This window comes from Aeromonas sp. HMWF014 (assembly GCF_963878295.1).
GTDB classification, from domain to species: Bacteria; Pseudomonadota; Gammaproteobacteria; order Enterobacterales; family Aeromonadaceae; genus Aeromonas; species Aeromonas popoffii.
Map to the genome: position 1 here is coordinate 1 of NZ_CAWNYS010000425.1, position 2,011 is coordinate 2,011.

Here is a 2,011-nt window from a genome sequence, read left to right on the forward strand (position 1 = left end):
GTTTGGTACGGGCATGAGGTCACCTTGCGCCAATTTCATTTCGATGGCGGTAGAGATGGCCTCAACGGGGGTGGATGGCGCAAAGTCGAGTGCTGATTTGAGCAAGTCCGGGGTGCTAAAGACGATGCCCCTGGCTTCCACATGAGCCAGACCAAGGTGAATGGCCTGCTCTGCCGGGGTAAAGAGGCTGTCGGTGGCGTGTTTCATGGCGGTATCGAGTTGCTCGCTCTGGCCGTGCGCTTTGACCTTTTCGCTGGCCAGCTGAAACTGCGGATAACTGCTGAGTTTCTGCTCGGCCTTGTCTTGCGCGAGCGGGGTGTAGAGGTGGAGTTTGTTGCCACTTCTTGCCAGCTGGTTGAGGGTGGTGCCGGTCATCTGTCTGGCGCTGAGCGCCGCCAGGACGGTGGCCTCTTTGTGGGCGGTGCTGCCGATGCCGGTGACGTAGTTGTGACCAAGTTTCAGTGCCCGGTCGGTGGGGAGGGTGAGCTCCCCGGTGGGCGTCTCGACGCGCAAGAGCCCGGTCTCCACTGACGTCACGGTCAGCGTCTGCTGGGCTTTGAGCTCGCCCTGTGCTTCACGGCCCAGCACCTTGAGGGTATCGCCGGCTGCTACCTCGATGCGCTGGCTCTCAAAAAGTGACCAGCTGCTGTCTATGGCGCGCACTTTTTGCACCTGGCGCGTCCCTTGCTCGCCGACCAGCACCAGTGAGTGGGTCTTATCGGCCACCTGCTCGATGCGGTAGCGATGCATGGTTTTGCTCTTGTCGTCCCACTGCTCCATCACCATGCCGGCGCGGTAGGTGTCCCGCTGATGGCGGGTCTTGCTGTCGAGCCAGACCGGGGAGAGGACGTTCAGGGTGACATCAGGCCCGTGCAGTTGGCCTGCATCTCGCAGGGCACTGCGAATGTCGCAGGTAAGCTGGGTCTGGTCACGAGCCCCAGAAACTTGCGCGACCACCTGCTCGCCTTGCTGCAGGCGCGTCACGTAGTCGTGGGCCAGCGCGGCAAAGCGCGGGGCCTTGTCCGACTCGCTGACCACCGACGCCTGGATCTTGGGGGCGTCGTAGAAGCGATACTCCGCGGCCCCGGTCTGTTTGATGACCGAGAGGGCGTTGCCCACCCCGTTTCTTCGCTCGCTATCGAGCAGCAGGAGCTGGACATCGCTGGCGCGCGCCTTCTCGAGCAGCAATACCGCATCTTTGAGGGTCAGGGTTTCTGCCTGCTCGACAATCAGGGTGCTGTGGGGCGTGAACACACTATCCGCATTGAGGTTATGGCGCGGGGCGACGTGGCCTGCCAGGGTGTCACTTTGGGAAAGCAGCTGGGCCGAGCGGTTGTCGCTGGCCAGGATCATCACCTCCCGCCCCTGCTCGCGGGCCATGAGCGTTGCATCTTCCAGGCGCTCGATGGTCTGGGTCATCCCGCCCTTGCCTGACAGGATAGCCAGTGGGGCTTTGTCTTGCGCCAATACCGAGTAGGCGTCCGCATAAGGGCGGTGGCGCGCCTGGGCCTGAGCCGGGAAGGTAGCGACAGGCGGGCGGGCATTGAGCTCCTTGGCAAGCTGTGAGACCGACAGCTCATTGAGCAGGTGAATGTCGGAGGTAAAAATTCCTTTCTCTTTGTCCAGCGGGATCAGCCGTTCACGGGAGAGGGCCTGCTCAATGCCGTCTCGGGCCGCATTGACCAGCCCCGGCTCTGACGGGAGTTGGCTGATGGTGGCTGCCAAGAGCTCGGAGTAGGAGAACTGCACCTTTTTGTCAGAGAGCAGCGAGATGGCCTGGCCCACTGCATGCTGGATGTCCTGGGGGGAGGACTCGATAGGTTGCCTGTCCTTGGCGCGCTCATCGGCATTGGCCAGATACAGGGGCAGGTCAAAGCCCTCTTTATCCAGGCGGGCGCGCCAGTCGGCCAGCAAGAGCTCGGGATCGGCCACCGCCTTCTCCTTGCGGGTATCGAGGGTGGCCACATCGCGGGACTTGGGAGAGGCATCCGGGCCAACAGCCTCATTGATC

Annotated in this window: 1 protein-coding gene; it reads right to left on the reverse strand. The window is 62.6% G+C overall.

Annotation, left to right across the window (positions count from 1 at the left end; translation table 11 throughout):
• On the reverse strand, nt 1–2,011 hold a 2,011-nt coding region (locus AAC083_RS16860), incomplete at both ends, for an ssDNA-binding domain-containing protein (RefSeq protein WP_441296522.1).